Annotated in this window: 12 protein-coding genes and 1 tRNA gene; 4 read left to right on the forward strand and 9 right to left on the reverse strand. The window is 68.1% G+C overall.

The window, feature by feature from the left end:
- Positions 1-299: 299 nt before the first annotated feature.
- From JJL56_RS28810 to JJL56_RS28840, 7 genes are all read right to left on the reverse strand, one after another.
- Positions 300-596, reverse strand: coding sequence for a hypothetical protein (locus tag JJL56_RS28810; protein WP_149472336.1), 297 nt, complete (start codon positions 594-596; stop codon positions 300-302).
- Positions 597-682: 86 nt separating this feature from the next.
- Positions 683-1,945 (reverse strand): UDP-4-amino-4,6-dideoxy-N-acetyl-beta-L-altrosamine transaminase, encoded by a 1,263-nt coding sequence (gene pseC / locus JJL56_RS28815; RefSeq protein WP_200487239.1) that lies wholly within the window; start codon positions 1,943-1,945, stop codon positions 683-685.
- Positions 1,945-3,027, reverse strand: a complete 1,083-nt coding sequence (gene pseB, locus JJL56_RS28820) for a UDP-N-acetylglucosamine 4,6-dehydratase (inverting) (RefSeq protein WP_200487241.1) — start codon at positions 3,025-3,027, stop codon at positions 1,945-1,947. Before pseB ends, pseC begins: the two co-directional genes overlap by 1 nt.
- Positions 3,028-3,187: 160 nt before the next feature.
- Positions 3,188-3,262, reverse strand: a tRNA-Gly gene (locus JJL56_RS28825).
- A gap of 398 nt (positions 3,263-3,660) precedes the next feature.
- Positions 3,661-4,329, reverse strand: a complete 669-nt coding sequence (locus tag JJL56_RS28830; RefSeq protein WP_200487243.1) for a 4-carboxy-4-hydroxy-2-oxoadipate aldolase/oxaloacetate decarboxylase — start codon at positions 4,327-4,329, stop codon at positions 3,661-3,663.
- Between the two features lie 79 nt (positions 4,330-4,408).
- A complete protein-coding gene (locus JJL56_RS28835; RefSeq protein WP_200487245.1) occupies positions 4,409-5,911 on the reverse strand; it encodes a tripartite tricarboxylate transporter permease in 1,503 nt (500 codons plus the stop codon).
- Positions 5,911-6,474, reverse strand: a complete 564-nt coding sequence (locus JJL56_RS28840; protein WP_345772657.1) for a tripartite tricarboxylate transporter TctB family protein — start codon at positions 6,472-6,474, stop codon at positions 5,911-5,913. The genes JJL56_RS28835 and JJL56_RS28840 overlap by 1 nt, the downstream gene beginning before the upstream one ends.
- 436 nt (positions 6,475-6,910) lie before the next feature.
- On the opposite strand from JJL56_RS28840, the gene JJL56_RS28845 reads away from it, so the two are divergent.
- On the forward strand, positions 6,911-7,486 hold the full coding sequence (locus JJL56_RS28845) for an NUDIX hydrolase (RefSeq protein ID WP_200487247.1): 576 nt from the start codon (positions 6,911-6,913) through the stop codon (positions 7,484-7,486).
- A gap of 441 nt (positions 7,487-7,927) precedes the next feature.
- Here JJL56_RS28845 and metK read toward each other — a convergent pair whose 3' ends face one another.
- Complete coding sequence (metK, locus tag JJL56_RS28850; RefSeq protein WP_145623113.1) at positions 7,928-9,097, reverse strand: methionine adenosyltransferase; 1,170 nt, start codon at positions 9,095-9,097, stop codon at positions 7,928-7,930.
- 217 nt (positions 9,098-9,314) lie between these two features.
- Between metK and JJL56_RS28855 the strand changes: the two genes are divergently transcribed.
- The 3 genes from JJL56_RS28855 to JJL56_RS28865 all read left to right on the forward strand — a co-directional run bounded on the left by JJL56_RS28855 (position 9,315) and on the right by JJL56_RS28865 (position 11,800).
- Positions 9,315-10,007, forward strand: coding sequence for a TVP38/TMEM64 family protein (locus JJL56_RS28855; protein ID WP_200487249.1), 693 nt, complete (start codon positions 9,315-9,317; stop codon positions 10,005-10,007).
- Positions 10,008-10,057: 50 nt separating this feature from the next.
- The gene (locus tag JJL56_RS28860) at positions 10,058-11,263 is read left to right on the forward strand and encodes a glycosyltransferase family 4 protein (protein ID WP_200487251.1); all 1,206 of its coding nucleotides are present in this window, start codon (positions 10,058-10,060) and stop codon (positions 11,261-11,263) included.
- Between the two features lie 237 nt (positions 11,264-11,500).
- A complete protein-coding gene (locus JJL56_RS28865; protein WP_200487252.1) occupies positions 11,501-11,800 on the forward strand; it encodes a hypothetical protein in 300 nt (99 codons plus the stop codon).
- A 12-nt stretch (positions 11,801-11,812) separates the two neighbouring features.
- Here the strand turns inward: JJL56_RS28865 and JJL56_RS28870 are convergent, their stop codons facing one another.
- Positions 11,813-15,100: a carbohydrate-binding domain-containing protein gene (locus tag JJL56_RS28870; RefSeq protein WP_200487253.1), complete on the reverse strand. Its 3,288-nt coding sequence runs from the start codon at positions 15,098-15,100 to the stop codon at positions 11,813-11,815.
- Positions 15,101-15,271: the final 171 nt, after the last annotated feature.

Here is a 15,271-nt window from a genome sequence, read left to right on the forward strand (position 1 = left end):
CGAAAAGCAGGCGCCGGACACCAGCCCGACATAGCCCGTACCGATCATCGCAATCCGCATGGAGAACCCTTGTTGTCGACATCCGCAGGACCGCCTGTTTCCAGTATGGAACGGGGCGACCCCTGCGTTTTATGGTTGCTTGTCTTATCAGGATAATCGTGATGGAGGCACCATCCTGCGGCAGGCTGTCGCGCGGAAGGGACGGCTTCCGGCAAGGCCGGAAGGCCGCAGACCCTTCCGGCCAGCACCCGGACCGGTACGGGCAGCCTCCACGGAACCGTCTGGAATCGCCGTCGGCGTCAGATCGCCTGGAGATAGGCGGGGTCCAGGGCGCCGTGACGGAACGGTATCCAGTCCTTGTGGTCGGCCCGGTATTGCAGGCCGTAGGGGTTCTTGAAGAAGATTTTCTGCAGCGGCTGGCCGCCCTCGGCGCGGGTGCGCTCCAGGTCGATCAGGGGCGAGGAGGCGAAGACCTTCTCCCACAGCTCGGCATTGTCCACGTCGCGGCCCGCGTTCTTCACATAGTCGCGCGCGGTGTCGCTCAGTTGCCAGGCCTCTTCGACCATCGCGTAATAGTCCACAGTACCCTCGGCCATGACCTTGCTCCGAAGCGTTCCAGATGACGCTTGGCATAGCGCATTTTTGAAAGGGAGAAAACTGTCCAGCAAGGACGCCTGGGTTGTCACGCCGGAGCGGGCAGGCCCAGCGTCTCGGCGAGAGCTGCGGCGACCCGGTCCACGTCGGTGTCCGCCATCGCCGGGAACAGGGGCAGCGACATGGTTTGGGCGTAATGGGCGTCGGCGCCGGGCAGGGCGAGGTTTCCGTAGCGCTTGCGCCAGTAGGGCTGGCGGTGGACTGGGATGTAATGCACCTGGGTGCCGATGCCACGCGCCCGCAGATCGGCCATGACCTGCGCCCGCGTCCGCCCGGCGGCAGCGAAGTCGATGCGGACGGCGCAGAGGTGCCAGGCCGGGCGGCACCACGGAACGCGGACCGCCGGCCGGACCAGCGGGGCGAGCGGGGCCAGCCGCTCCGCATGGAGGTCCATCAAATGTCGGCGCCGCTCCACGAAGGTGTCCAGCCGCGTCAACTGGCTGAGGGCGAGCGCCGAATGGATGTCGGTCAGGCGGTAATTGAAGCCCGGCTCCGCCATCTCGTAGTACCAGGGGGTGGCGGTCCCGTCTTTCGTGGTCTCGGCGGCGGCGAAGGCGGCCTTGCAATCCTCGAACTCCGCCGGGTCCCGCTCCATGCCGTGGTTGCGGAAGCGGCGCAGGCGGGCGGCGAGATCCGGGTCGTTGGTGGTCACGGCCCCTCCCTCGCCCGCCGCGATGGTCTTCACGGGGTGGAAGGAAAAGGCGGTGAGCGTGCCGAAGGCGCCGGAACCGACCGGCAGGGCGCGCCCGTCCGGCATCACGTCCACGCTGCCGATGGCGTGGCAGGCGTCCTCGATGACGGCCAGCCCGTGGCGGGCGGCGAGCGCGCCGAGCCCGGTCCTGTCCGCCGTCTGGCCGGCGAAGTGCACGGGCGCCAGGGCACGCACCCGCCAGCCGGCGCGTTCCGCCCGTTTCATCGCCGCTTCCGCCTGCTCTGGCCCCATCAGGCCGGTGGCGGGATCGACGTCGGCGAAGGCGACCTCCGCCCCCACGTAGCGGGCGGCGTTGGCGGTGGCGAGGAAGGTGACGGAGGGCACCACCACCGCGTCGCCGGGGCCGAGCCCCAGCGCAAGGGCGGCCAGATGCAAGGCGGCGGTTCCGTTGGCGCAGGACACCGCATGAGCCGCCCCGGTGCGCTCGCACAGCGCCCGCTCGAAAGCCTCCACCGCCGGCCCCTGGGTCAGCCAGTCGCCGCGCAGGACCGTGGTCACCGCATCGATGTCGGCCTGATCGACGTCCTGGCGCCCATAGGGCAGGAAGGGCAGCGGCGGCCGGGACACCGGTTCGCCCATCACGGCGCTTCCGCGAGCAGCCGCATCAGCCGCGCGCCGTCCAGCCAGTCGCCGTTGGTGTCGCTGGCGTAGCGGAAGCCGTCGGGGACCGGCTTGGCGCCCAGCCGCTGATAGGGCTCGTGCGTCCAGAAGGCGAAGGCCGGTTCGATGACGAAGCGGTCCGGCAGTTCGAAGGTCTGGCGGGAATCGTCCTCGGTGATCATCACCTCGTGCAGCTTCTCGCCGGGGCGGATGCCGACCAGCTTGTGCGGCAGATCTGGGGCCATCGCGCGGGCCAGATCGGCGATGCGCATGCTGGGGATCTTGGGCACGAAGATCTCCCCGCCCTGCATCATCGCGATGCAGGAGACGACGAAGTCCACCCCGTGCTGCAGCGTGATCCAGAAGCGGGTCATCCGGTCGTCGGTGACCGGCAGGGACTCCGCCCCTTCCACGATCATCCGGCGGAACAGCGGGATCACCGACCCGCGGGACCCCACCACATTGCCGTAGCGCACCACCGAGAAGCGCGTGCCGAGCGAGCCCGACAGGTTGTTGGCGGCGATGAAGATCTTGTCCGAGGCCAGCTTGCTGGCGCCATAGAGGTTGACCGGGTTGGCCGCCTTGTCGGTGGACAGCGCGATCACCCGTTTCACGCCGGTGTTCAGCGCGGCTCGAACCACATTCTCCGCCCCATAAACGTTGGTGTGGATGCATTCCATGGGGTTGTATTCGGCGGCGGGCACATGCTTCAGCGCGGCGGCGTGGACGCACACGTCCACTTCGCGCATGGCCAGTTCCAGCCGCTCGCGGTCACGCACGTCGCCGATGAAGAAGCGCAGCGTGGACGCCCATTCGGGGCCGAGCAGCTGCTGCATCTCGTACTGCTTGAACTCGTCGCGGGAGAAGACGATGACCCGACGCGGGCTGGCGTGGCGCAGCACCGTTTCCACGAAACGCTTTCCGAAGGACCCGCTTCCCCCGGTCACCAGGATCGACTGGCCGTTCAACATACCGAAGCCGGGGAGCAGCGCCTCGGTCGGCGATTCGTTCGGACGGTCAAGCTGCTGCATGGTCGGGGGCGTCCGCGCTTCGTGGTTCATTCAGGCCGGTCCGATCGACCTTAGCCCGAGACCCCTAGCAGTGGGTTAACATTCCAGCAAGGAATCCGCGGCTTCCACGCGCAGGGATGGTGCGGCGGCACCGGTGCCGCAGCCCGTTTTCCAACCGACTGGCGATGATGTGGGAAAGGCTTCGTGATACTGGAGCGGGCGAAGGGATTCGAACCCTCGACCCCAACCTTGGCAAGGTTGTGCTCTACCCCTGAGCTACGCCCGCGCCGCTCCAACGAAGGAGGCAGGGAGATACCGCACGCGCCCGGCGGAACGCAAGCCCCCTGTTTGGCTTCCGCTGAGATTTTTCTCTTCGGACGACTCCATCCGTCTTCCTCGGCGCATCGGAAGGAGATGTTAGGCTTAAAGTTATAATCCGCTCAATGCTGTTGACTTCCCTGCGTCGACTGTGGAAATTTCCTCTCACAAAACAAAGGCCTTGAGGTCTGGGGAGGAAACCAAAAACATCATGATGCTCTAAGAGCATTCGTCTGCCGCGCCGACCTCGTGTCCGGACGCGGCTTTTTTTTGCCTATCGCCGTTCCTTTGCCGAAAACCGGTAATACCACTCCAGGCGATGGCAGGCGGGACTTGGCCCCGCCCGCTTTTCCGCAGCGCTTCGCGTCACAGGGCGATGCCGCCGGCCTCCAGATAGGATTCCAGGGTCAGCGCCTGGACCGTCGTCCGCCCGGCACGGAGCTGTTCGCGCAGGCCTTCCTCCATCCGTTCGCGTTCCGCCGCCTTGGCGAGCGTGGCGGCGGCCTCGGCCTGGGGCACCACCACCACCCCGTCGTCGTCGCCGACCAGGATGTCACCCGGCATGACCATCACGCAACCGCAGACGATGGGGGTGTTCACGTCGCCCGTGGGCTGGGTCTTGGTGGTGCCCTTCATGCTGGTCCCCCGGCAGAAGACCGGAAAGCCCATGGCGCGGATGGCCGCGGCGTCGCGCACGCAGCCGTCGATGACCAGCCCGGCCAGGCCCCGCTGGATCGCCGCCTCGGTCAGCACGTCGCCCCAGGGGCCGGCCTCGGTCATCCCCTTGAAATCGACCACCAGCACGTCACCCGGACGGGTCAGCGCCATGGCGGCGTGGATCATCAGATTGTCGGTGGGACCGCCGGATACGGTCACCGCGGTGCCGAACAGCGTCATGCCTTGATAAAGCGGCTTGATCGGAAAGGACATCGCGCCCTTCTTGCCCATCGCTTCGTGCAGCGTGGCCGGGGACTGGCCGCGGAAGGCGGCGACCAGATCGGGGGCGGGACGGGGGAACTCTTTGACGACGGTCATCGCACAGGCACCTTTCACGGCGTGAAGGCCGCCAGCCTTTGGAAGAGGGGGCGGGCGGGGATAGGAAGGCGTTTGGGAGTCATTCGTCCTTGAAGGCTTCGTCCCGGCGGCGGCGCACCGACGGCATCACCATCAGGATCAGCAGCAGGGCGGCGGTGGCCAGCAGGCTGCCGCTGATCGGTCGGGTGGCGAAGACGGTGGGGTCGCCGCCCGACAACAGCAGGGCGCGGCCCAGATTCTCCTCCAGCAGGGGTCCCAGCACGAATCCCAGCATCAGCGGCGCCGGCTCGCAGTCCAGCTTGCGCAGGACGTAGCCCAGGACGCCGAACATGGCCATCAGCAGAACGTTGAAGGCGCTGTTGTTCAGCGTGTAGGTGCCGATGCAGCAGAAGACCAGGATGGCCGGGAACAGATAGCCGTAGGGCACCCGCAGCAGCCGCACCCACAGCCCGATCATCGGCAGGTTCAGGATCACCAGGATCACGTTGCCGATCAGCATGCTGGCGATCATGCCCCAGAACAGCTCCGGCTGTTTGGCCATGATCTGCGGCCCCGGCGTGATGCCGTGGATGGTCATGGCGCCGATCATCAGCGCCATGATGGCGTTGGGTGGGATGCCCAGGCTGAGCATCGGGATGAAGCAGGCCTGTGAGGCGGCGTTGTTGGCGGCCTCCGGTGCCGCCACCCCCTCGATGGCGCCCTGGCCGAAGCGCTCCGGCCGGCGAGCCAGCTTCTTCTCCAGCGAATAGGCGGCGAAGGAGCCGAGCGTGGCGCCGCCGCCGGGCAGGATGCCGAGGAGCGCCCCCATCACCGTGCCGCGCACCGTCGCCGGCCAGGCTTGGCGGATATCCTCGCGCTTCGGCCACAGGCTGGCGATGGGGGCGGTGGTCCGCCCGGCGCCGCCGGTCTGCTCCAGGCTGGCGATGATCTCGGCCAGCCCGAACAGGCCCATGGCAAGCGGCACGAAGTCGATGCCGTCGTAGAGCTGCGGCAGGCCGAAGGTGAAGCGCGTGTCGCCGGAATTCACGTCGGTGCCGACCATGCTCAGCAGCAGGCCCAGCAGGATCATCGCGATGGCCTTCACCACCGATCCGTGGGCCAGCGTCACCGCCCCGATCAGGCCCAGCAGCATCAGCGACACATATTCCGCCGGCCCGAAGGCGAGCGCCACCCCGGCCAGCGGCGGGCCGGCCACGGCGATCAGGATGGTGGTGACGATGCCGGCGAACAGCGAGGCGAGGGCCGCCGTGGCGAGCGCCACTCCGGCCCGGCCCTGCCGCGCCATGGCGTGGCCGTCCAGGCAGGTGACGACGGAGGAGGATTCGCCGGGCAGATTCACCAGGATCGCCGTCGCCGACCCGCCATACTGCGAGCCGTAGAAGATGCCCGCCAGCATGATGAGCGCGCCGACCGGCGGCAGGTGGAAGGTCAGGGGCAGCAGCATCGCCACCGTCGCGGTGGGACCCAGACCGGGCAGGACGCCGATCAGCGTGCCGATCAGCGCCCCGCCGAAGCACAGCAGCAGATTGTCCGGGGACAGCGAGACCGACAGGCCGAGCAGAAGATTGGCGATCAGGTCCATCACGGCGACACCCACAGGGGCCACACCCGTAGGGGCAGGCCCAGCCCCCAGACGAACAGAGCGACGCAACCCGCCGCCAGGGCGCCGCCCAGCAGCGCCAGCGGAACCGGGCGCAGCGGCTGCCCGGCCAGATTACCGAGCCCCACCAGGATCAGCACCGACGGCACCAGCCCCAGAGTCTCTACCGTTCCGGCGAAGGCCAGCACCGCCGCCGTCACCCCGACCAGCGGGCGCCAGCCCCAGGACGGCAGGGCGGCGCCGTGAAGCAGCAGGCTGCGCCCGGCCACCACGGCGCCGGCCAGCACCATCAGCAGCCCGATCATCCGCGGGAAGAAGCCGGATTGCACATAGGCCAGCGTTCCGGTCGGCCAGTCGCGCCCCAGCCACAGGGCGCCCAGCCCGAAGGCCGCGATCAGCAGTCCGGCAGCCAGATCCTGCGGAGCCCGGACTGGAACCCGCAGGGGGACCCCTCCGCCGTCCGCGATGGCCGGGAGCGTGCTTTCGGGCGCGCTTTGCGCGGTGCCGCGGGGGGCTGCGGACGGGCCGCGGGGCGGGGCTGCCACGGAAGAGGATGGGCGGAGGTCTGAGAGGGGCAGGCTCGGCATGGGGCTTCCACGGCTTTCAACGGGCGGCTTTCGGAGGGGAGGAGTGCGGCTGCGATCGCCGATCCATCGCCTTTCACAAGCATAAGGATAAAATTTAGCGGGTAATCTTTACCTGTCGTTGTTCGTGCATCCTAACGCGATTACCAGGAAGAGCAAGAGTATCTAACATCTGACGGTTTATGCTGCGCATACACCCATGTACGTCGATGAAAGCTTGCTTTATTGACTGGTAAGTCCCTGAACGGTTGATAAGTGTTTTCGAATGCACGCGCCGCGGCGGAATCCGCAGGCAGCCCTTTCATGTTTCTTGCCCCGGCGGCGCCCGCCCGTTACCCAGGGCACACCGTGAACAAGGACGCGCCGTGAACAAGGATACGACGAAGGAGACTCAGGGATGACGCGCCGCCTGCGCCCGTGGACCGTGCTCGAAAGCCGCGAACTGCTCGACGCCGATCCGTTTCTGAAAGTCCATGTCGAAACGGTGGAACTGCCAGACGGGCGGGTCATCCGGGACTACTACCAGTTCGACATGCCGTCCTTCGCCTGCATCTTCGCCGAGACGGAGGACGGGCGCGCCATCGTCTACCGCCAGTACCGGCACGGCCCGCGGCGCGTGAACCTGACCTTCCCCGGCGGCCATCTGTCGCCGGGCGAGGATCCGCTGGAGGCGGCCCGGCGCGAGCTTCTGGAGGAGACCGGCTTCGTCTCGGACGATTGGACGGCGCTCGGCGGCTACACGGTCAACGCCAACCAGGGCGGTGCGGTGTCCCACATGTTCCACGCCACCGGCTGTCGCCGGGTCGCCGACCCCCTGTCCGACGATCTGGAGGAGACGGAGATCCTGTTCATGACGCGGGAGGAGCTTCTGGCCGCCGTCGGGCACGGCGAGATCGCCCTGCTCACCCAGGTCGCCCTGGTCAGCATGGTGTGGCAGGCCGACATCCGGACGGCGCTCGCCCAACGAGCCTGAGCTTGGCTTTATTGATCCTTGTCAAAAAATAGGTATGTCTTCGGAGCACATCGTCTGTTTACGCGCTGTTAATCAAATCAGCCCATAAATGACCTCACCAAGTTCACTTGGTTTCCTCCCTCCCAGAACTAGGCTGCGCCTCACCGGCTGCAGCCTTTTCTTTTTCCGGCATCTGCGATCCGATGGGGTAGGGCGGGGGCCGGGAGGGGCCGGAATATTTTCGGCAATGGCGATTCGCCGGGGGCTTGACCTTTGCTGCGCTGCAGCATAAATTGGTTCCCGGATGCCCTTTGGGCGTTTCCTCCCTAGACTTGAAGGCCGCGCCGTCCTGGCTGCGGCCTTTTTCTTTGCCTGGGCCATGGCCTCTCGGGAATTCCCGAAAGCAGAACCAGCCGCCCGGCGGGGTACCGGGCGACTGGCCTTGCGGTCCTTGCGGGGCGCTTAGAAGAAGGCGGCGCGCAGGTCGTTGACGAGGTCGGTCTTCTCCCAGGAGAAGCCGCCGTCGGCCTCCGCCTCGCGGCCGAAATGGCCATAGGCGGCGGTGCGGGCATAGACCGGCTTGTTCAGGCCGAGATGGGTGCGGATGCCGCGCGGGGACAGGTCCACCAGCTTCTGCAGGACCTCCGACAGCCGGTCCTCGTCGACCGTGCCGGTGCCGTGGGTGTCGACATAGACCGACAGCGGCTTCGACACGCCGATGGCGTAGGAAAGCTGGATCGTGCAGCGCTCGGCCAGGCCGGCGGCGACTACGTTCTTGGCGAGGTAGCGCGCGGCGTAGGCGGCGGAGCGGTCGACCTTGGTCGGGTCCTTGCCGGAGAAGGCGCCGCCGCCGTGCGGCGCGGCGCCGCCGTAGGTGTCGACGATGATCTTGCGCCCGGTCAGGCCGGCGTCGCCGTCCGGGCCGCCGATGACGAAGCGGCCGGTCGGGTTGACGTAGAAGTTCGCCTCGTCGCACATCCAGCCGGCGGGCAGGACGTTCAGGACGTGCGGGCGCACGATCTCGCGCACCTCCTCCTGGGTCAGGCCGTCGGCGTGCTGGGTGGAGACGACCACCGCGGTGGCGCGCACCGGCTTGCCGTTCTCGTACTGCAGCGTCACCTGGCTCTTGGCGTCGGGGCCGAGCTGCGGGGCGGCGCCGGAATGGCGGGCCTCGGCCAGTGACTTCAGAATAGCGTGACTGTAATAGATCGGCGCCGGCATCAGCGCCGGCGTCTCGTTGCAGGCGTAGCCGAACATGATGCCCTGGTCGCCGGCGCCCTCGTCCTTCTCACCCGCGGCGTCGACGCCGACGGCGATGTCGGCGGACTGCGAGTGGACGAAGCACTTGACGTCCATCTTCTCCCAATGGAAGCCATCCTGCTCGTAGCCGATGTCCTTCACGGCGGCGCGGGCGACCTGGACCAGCATGTCGGGGGTGATGCTCTCCGGGCCGCGCACCTCGCCGGCCAGCACGATCTGGTTGGTGGTCGCCAGCGTCTCCACCGCCACGCGAGCGTAGGGATCGTGCGACAGGTACAGATCGACGATGGCGTCGGAGATGCGGTCGCACACCTTGTCCGGATGGCCTTCGGACACGGACTCGCTGGTGAACACGTAGTTGAGCTTGGCCATAGGAAGGAACCTAGCCTTTCGCAATAGAAGATATGAACTTTCGGAGCATTTTAGTGTGTTCCGTTTCTCGCATTCAACGCAAATGTCGGCGATCGGGATGGCTGTTCCGGCTTTTTTGGTAATGTGCCGCCCGCGATCGTCTCTCGCGGTGCGGTAGCGCCCGTGATATGCAAGCCAGACCACGGAACCCCAGTTCGCCAAACCAAAGGCCCGCACCATGGCCGAGCGCCGCACGCCTTCCCTGTCCACCCTCCGCAACCTGGGGCGGGGGCTGCTCGTCTTGCTCCTGCTCGGCGGGACCGGGGCCTGGTGGGCGTGGCATGGGGCCTTCGGGATGGACGCGCTTCAGGACATCCTGCGCCACCACCCCGCCGCCCCGGTCCTGTTCCTGGTCCTGCACATCCTGGCCAGCCTGTTGTTCTTTCCGCGCTCCGTCATGGCGATGGTCGCCGGGCTGGTCTTCGGCGTCTGGTGGGGCGGGGTGCTGGCGGCGGCGGGCAGCGTGATCGGGGCCTCAACCGGCTTCCTGCTGACCCGCTATGTCTGCGCCGGTTTGGTTCCGTCCCTGGATGGGGCGCGCTGGGGCGACGTGCTGCGCCGGCTGGAGACGGGCGGCTGGCGGGCTGTCGCGATGCTGCGGCTGGTCCCCGTGCTGCCGCACAGCGGGGTGAACTACGCGCTCGGCCTGACGCGGGTGCGGCTCGGGGCCTACGCCTTCGGATCGCTGATCGGGCAGTTGCCGATGACGGTGGCCTTCGTGCAGTTCGGCGCCGCGGGCGACCACGCCCTGGCCGGTAAGCCGGACTGGATCGCGCCGACCGTCATCGGGCTCAGCCTGCTGATCCTGTCCGTCCTGCTGCCGAAGGTCGGGCCGAAGCTGCGGGAGAAGTTCGGCGCCGGGCGCGCCTGACGGCGGCGCCTGTGCGTCCCTTACCTGTGTCCGGCTCCTGCGGAGGCGTCATGAACATCGTCTTCATCCACCAGAACATGCCCGGCCAGTACAAGCATCTGGCCGCCCGTCTGGCCGCCGATCCGGCGAACCGCGTCGTCTTCATCACCAAGCGCGCCGACCGGGAGATCCCCAACGTGCGCCGCCTTTCCTACCAGCCCAGCCGCACCGCGCGGGAGAACGCGCACCCCTATCTGGTGTCCACCGAGAACGCGGTGCTGCACGGCCAGGCCGCGGCCCGGCTGCTGATGGGGCTGCGCGAGGAGGGCTTCCGCCCCGACGTCATCATCGGCCATCCGGGCTGGGGCGAGACTCTGTTCGTGAAGGACGTCTTCCCCAACACCCCCTACCTGAACTACTGCGAGTTCTTCTACCGCGCCCAGGGGCTGGACGTCGGCTTCGACCCGTCGGTCCCGGTCAATGTGGACACGGTGCTGCGTCTGAGGATGCGCAGCACGCCGCTGCTGCTATCCCTGGAGTCCTGCGACCGCGGCATCGCCCCCACCGAATGGCAGCGCGATTCCCATCCGGCGCCCTTCCATTCGAAGATCGAGGTCATCCACGACGGCGTGGACACGGCGCAGCTCCTGCCCGACCCGGACATCCGCGTGACCCTGCCGGACGGCACGGTGCTGACGCGCCAGGACGAGGTGCTGACCTACGCCGTGCGCAACCTGGAACCCTACCGCGGCTTTCCCAGCTTCATGCGCGCCCTGCCGCGCATCCTGGAGGCGCGGCCCAAGGCCCATGTGCTGATCGCCGGCGGCGACGAGGTCAGCTACGGCTCGGCGCCCCCCGGCGGGAAGAGCTGGCGGGAAGCCATGCTGGCCGAGGTGCCGGTGGACCCCGCCCACGTCCATTTCCTGGGGCATCTCCCCTATGCCCAGTACCTGTCGGTCCTGCGGGTGTCACGGGCGCACGTCTACCTGACCTATCCCTTCGTCCTGTCCTGGTCGATGGTGGAATCCATGGCGCTCGGCTGCGTGGTGATCGGCTCCGACACCGCCCCGGTGCGGGAGGTCATCTGTCCTGGAGAGAACGGGCTGCTGGCCGATTTCTTCTCCCCCCGGGATATCGCCGACAAGGCCGTCGCGGTGCTGGAGGACCCCGGCGCCTTCGCCCCGCTGGCCCGCGCCGCGCGGGAGACGGCGGTGGAGCGCTTCGACCTGCCGCGCTGCCTGGAAGGCCAGATCGCATTGATCTGCGGGATGGCCTGAAACCGGTCCACGCGGCAAGATCTTCCCGGCAGAATTCTCCATCCGGGCGGCAAAACCCGCCGGTCGTGGGGAGAATTTTGCCGGGTCCGCGCCAAGCGCGCGCCGATTGTCCATCACTGTTTTGATTTTGAGTTAATTTCCAAACGAAAGGTTGGGGTACCGCAGAGGGGCGCGCGTGGCATGTCCCTTGCGATGCTGGGGGTACAGATCCGGCAAACCCGAACACGAGTGCCTGCCATGTCCATGACCGCAGTCCAGCCGATGCCGGCTGCTCCGGCGACCGCCCTGGAGGCGGACGACGCCTCCGCGCTGTCCAAGTCCCCGCGCCGCGGCGGCTTCGCCTGGGAAGCCGTGAAGACCCTGATCGCCGTGGCCGTCTTCGCCGCGATGCTCCTGCCCGTGGCCTTCCCGTCGAAGGCGAGCCCGCAGGCCCGGCTTCAGCAGGCCTCCACCGAGGATGTGGCGCCGCCCGCCGTGAAGGCGGTGGCGAAGGCCGACGGCCAGAAGGCCGTCCGCAAGCCGGTGGTGAGCAACTGAACCTTTGTCGGCTTACAGGGTGATGAAGGCGATGTAGGGCTCGCTGCCGGCCATGCCGGTGGTGACGGTCATCGCCCCCACCGCCTTGCCGGTGAAGGTCATGCTGGCGTCGATGGTGCCGTTGCCGTCGATGTCGCAGCGGACGGTGGCGCCCTTGTAGCCTTCGGCGCCGCCCATCTCCTCCCAGGTCAGCCGGGACCGGCCGGGGACGAAGCCCCAGAGGGTCGCCCATTCGCCGCGCTCCAGATCGACGATGGTGGACCAGGTGACGTCGCCCCCGCGGCCATCGACGAAGAAGGTGTCGTGGCCCGGCCCGCCGATCAGCCAGTTGGAGCCCGAGCCGCCGTCCAGCACGTCGTCGCCCGCCCCGCCCGACGCGGCGTCGTCGCCGCCCAGCAGGTTGATGAAGTCGTTGCCGTCCGACCCGCCGACCACCTCGTCGACGGCATTCCCCAGGAAGGACCATTGCAAGGTGGCGACCGGCCCTTCATAGGCTTGGGCCGCCACCGTCTGCTGCACCCCATCCACGATCCGGCTGAAGGGCACGGACGGACGCGCCGGAGCCGGGTCGGGGAGCGGTGCCGAGACCGACGGGGTAGCCGGCGAAGGCGGCGGAGAGGGAGCGGGCGGCTCGTTGGCCTGGGGGTTGGAAGGGGGCAGGGGAGTGGTCCCGCCGCCGCTCTGCGGGGGTGCCGTGCCGCCGCCGGAGACGATGCCCATCAGCATCCAGGCGAGATCCTGGATGCCGGTGGTGAGCGCCGGGGACAGCGGCAGCAGGCTGTAATCGTAGTTGTAGGCGTCGGCGAACAGCGGGTCGCCGGTCCGGTCGTTCGCCCCGTAGGTGCCGACCTGGTGCAGGAAGTTGGCGTCGATGGCGTTCTGCCCGGCCGATAGGATCGTGACGTAGCCGCCCAGCGGCACCGCCCCCGACACGAGGTTCCCGGTGACCGTGTTGTTCGCCGGGATGCCGGCGGCACCCGCCAGGGGCACCCATTCGATGCGGATGAAGCTCTCGCCATTGGCCCCGAGCACGCCGATGTTGTTGGTGACCGTGTTGTCGTGACCGCCATGGATCATGACGGCGGCCCAGGACGTGTCGCGCAGGAAGTTGCCCTGCACCGTCACGCCGCTGGTCATGTCGTCCAGATAGATGCCGTAGCCCTTGTGATTGCGCAGCCACTGGCCGGTGCTGGTGGTGGCGATGCCGCCGGTGTGCTCGACCCAGTTGCCCTCGATCCGCGTGCCGGTGTTCAGGTTCGACCGCCCGAGCAGCTCGATCCCGCCGGAATCCGCCGTCTCCAATCCTGTGTTGCGGACGCGGTTGTGGACGATGGCGTTGTTCAGGCTGATCGTCGCGCTGTCCCAGTTCTTGACCGAGATGCCGTAGCGGGAGCTGTGGTCGATGTCGTTGTGGGAGATCACCGTGTCGCTGATCCCCGACGCCATGATCCCGCCGGCGTATTTGCGCACCTCGCCGATGCGCTGGATGCGGTTGCCGGTGACCGTGTTGCCGATGGACTGGCCGGTCAGGGCGATGCCGTTGATTCCCAGATGGTCCAGGTAGTTGCCGCCGACCAGGTTGCGGTCCGACCCCTGGGTCAGCCGGATGCCCGTGCCGACGTTCACGAAGCTGTTGCCCGTGATGGTGTTGACGTCGCCGTTGATGACGTCGAGCGCGTTGCCGTCCGTTGTCGTGTTGGTGAAGGTCAGCCCCTGGACCGTCACCCCGTTGGCGCCGTTCAGCCGCAGCAGCGTGCCGAGCCGGGCGACCTCCACCCCCGTCCCGGTGAAGTCCTCGCCCGCCTTGATGACCAGCCGCCCGTCCGAGGCGCGGTAGGCGAACTCCCCCACCTGATCGACGTGGGCGCTGTTGCCCAGCAGCTTGAAGGTGGAGCCGTCGCGCATGGTGAAGGGCGCGTCGGACGTGAAGGTCAGGGTGCGTGTCACCGCGTCGATGCCGGCGACTGTCAGGATCGCGTCCTGGAGCCGCTCCGTGTCGAAGACCTGGACCCGGCTGCCCGGCACCAGATCGGCGGCGGTGACGTCACCCGTGCGGTAGCGCAGGGCGTTCCTGCTGGCCCCGAAGGCGCTCGCGTCGGCGACGAACCAGCCGGTGGTCGGGTCCTTCGGGTCGTAGGCCGCCTTGGAGGCCAGCCGGTAACGCACGCCGTCGACGGTGACGTCCAGCCCCGGTGCCGCGGACAGGGGCGCCGACCAGACGCCGTCGCCCTCGTAGCTGAAGCCGCCGACCCGCTCGCCGCCGCTGAGGACCGCCTGCTCGCCCGGATAGCCAAGGATGCGGACGCCGCTGTCCTGCGCGCCGAGGTCCAGCGTCCTGGTCAGGTTGTAGGAGCCCTCGCGGACGTAGGTGGTCTTGACGGTGCCGGCGCGCATGGCTGCCTGCGCCCGCTCCAGACTGGCGAAGGGGCCGTCGGTGCCGTCGGCGTTGGGGGTGGCCAGCCGCCCGGACCAGCTGTCGTTGCCGTTCTTCGCCACGTAGAAGGCGTCGCCCTGCGGGGCCGGTGCGTCCGAGGCGGTGCCCTGGAAGACCGGGGCGGCGACCGCCAGGGTGACGGACCCGTCCTGGGCGGGTGCCGGGGCGGCGAGGCTCTTGCCGTTCACCGTCACGGTTCCGAGCGCCAAGTCTCCAGCCTGCGTCCCATCGGCGGGCAGGATCTGCACCGTGTGGGCGACGGACGGGTCGAGGGTGACGCCGAAGGTGAAGCGCTCGGCGCTGCCGGACGCGGCCTCCGCCTCTCCGGCGAGCTTGCCGTCCACCAGGACCTTGAATCGCACCGGCCCCGTGGCGGACGCGCCGCGCGCCGCCTCGACCGTGATGGGGATGGGCCGGGTGATGACCTCCTCCGGCTTGGGCGGGGGGCGGACCAGCGGGCCGCCGAACATCTCCTCCCCCAGACCGAAGGACAGCAGGCCGCCCCAGTAGAGCCCCGTCTGGCCGGCGACCACGTCCTTTCCGTCCACCGCCCCCTTGTCGTAGGTGGCGCGCGGATCGGTGGATTTGATCTCCTGCCCGTCGACGGTGATGGAGCCGACGAAGAGGTTGCGGTCCACCCCGTTCACCACCCCGTCGTTGTCGTACCAGATCGAAATCCGGTGGGCCTGGTCGGGATCGACGGTGGCGGTGAAGCGGTAGGGTGTGCTGGAGGTGGCGGCGACCCACGCCTCGCCGATCATCACGCCGTCGACCAGCAGCCGGAAATGCGGTGCCTGACCGGCGGACACGCCCCAGGCGTTCACGACGATCGGGACATCGATGGTCCGTTGCGGGGACGTGGACATGCGGGACCCTGGCGCCTGCGGGCGGGAGGCCGCCCGTCCCGAGGGTTGCGGAATGCTCCCTCGCGTCCCAGAATTGGCATACCACTATCGATTAGATGTGTGACAACGGTCCCAAAATGGCCACAGCCGGGGCACTGGTCACAGCCGCTGCGGGAAGGCTTGCCGGGGCTC

Source organism: Azospirillum aestuarii (assembly GCF_016632405.1).
GTDB lineage: Bacteria > Pseudomonadota > Alphaproteobacteria > Azospirillales > Azospirillaceae > Azospirillum > Azospirillum aestuarii.

Excerpts from the sequence above, each read along its gene's own strand:
- JJL56_RS28845 (WP_200487247.1), top strand. The coding sequence starts at position 6,911 with ATGACGCGCCGCCTGCGCCCGTGGACCGTGCTCGAAAGCCGCGAACTG.
- JJL56_RS28810 (WP_149472336.1), bottom strand. The coding sequence starts at position 596 with ATGGCCGAGGGTACTGTGGACTATTACGCGATGGTCGAAGAGGCCTGG.
- JJL56_RS28865 (WP_200487252.1), top strand. The coding sequence starts at position 11,501 with ATGTCCATGACCGCAGTCCAGCCGATGCCGGCTGCTCCGGCGACCGCC.
- pseB (WP_200487241.1), bottom strand. The coding sequence starts at position 3,027 with ATGAACCACGAAGCGCGGACGCCCCCGACCATGCAGCAGCTTGACCGT.
- pseC (WP_200487239.1), bottom strand. The coding sequence starts at position 1,945 with ATGGGCGAACCGGTGTCCCGGCCGCCGCTGCCCTTCCTGCCCTATGGG.
- JJL56_RS28830 (WP_200487243.1), bottom strand. The coding sequence starts at position 4,329 with ATGACCGTCGTCAAAGAGTTCCCCCGTCCCGCCCCCGATCTGGTCGCC.
- metK (WP_145623113.1), bottom strand. The coding sequence starts at position 9,097 with ATGGCCAAGCTCAACTACGTGTTCACCAGCGAGTCCGTGTCCGAAGGC.
- JJL56_RS28835 (WP_200487245.1), bottom strand. The coding sequence starts at position 5,911 with ATGGACCTGATCGCCAATCTTCTGCTCGGCCTGTCGGTCTCGCTGTCC.
- JJL56_RS28870 (WP_200487253.1), bottom strand. The coding sequence starts at position 15,100 with ATGTCCACGTCCCCGCAACGGACCATCGATGTCCCGATCGTCGTGAAC.
- JJL56_RS28855 (WP_200487249.1), top strand. The coding sequence starts at position 9,315 with ATGGCCGAGCGCCGCACGCCTTCCCTGTCCACCCTCCGCAACCTGGGG.
- JJL56_RS28860 (WP_200487251.1), top strand. The coding sequence starts at position 10,058 with ATGAACATCGTCTTCATCCACCAGAACATGCCCGGCCAGTACAAGCAT.